Origin of the sequence: Hymenobacter persicinus (assembly GCF_004167665.1) — a bacterium.
GTDB lineage: Bacteria > Bacteroidota > Bacteroidia > Cytophagales > Hymenobacteraceae > Hymenobacter > Hymenobacter persicinus.
Genome location: NZ_SEWE01000094.1, coordinates 1 through 398, shown reverse-complemented (window position 1 = coordinate 398; position 398 = coordinate 1). Strand labels below are relative to the sequence as shown.

Annotated in this window: 1 pseudogene; it reads right to left on the bottom strand. The window is 66.3% G+C overall.

Going from position 1 to position 398, the window contains the following annotated elements:
* Positions 1 to 398: pseudogene (locus EWM57_RS21290) on the bottom strand (hypothetical protein); the annotation flags it as partial.

The following is a 398-nucleotide window of genomic DNA, read 5'->3' as shown; positions in this document are numbered from 1 at the left end:
TCGGAAAACAGCGCGTAGGGCGCCACCGACTCGACCTGGCTGCGGGCCTGGGTGCCGTTGAGTTCAAACACCACGCTGCCCACCGTGGCCGGATTCGTGTTGGCCCGGATGTTCAGGTTGCGCGTCGGCAGCGTAGCCAGGTTCAACGCACTGCCCGCGGTGAGAGTCTGAATATCCTGGTCGGTGTCGGCATTCACCAAGGTAAAGCTCGTCACGGCCGGCACGAAAGCCGGGGCGCTGGCACTGACGGTGAAGGTTTGGGTAAGACTGCGGCCAGCGGCTCCACCACCGCCGGCTTCGGCGTAGGGCGTGGCGGTCAGGGAATACGTGCCCACGGCGGGGGTCCAGGCGTTGTAGTCGCCGCCGCTGTCGGAAAACAGCGCGTAGGGCGCCACCGA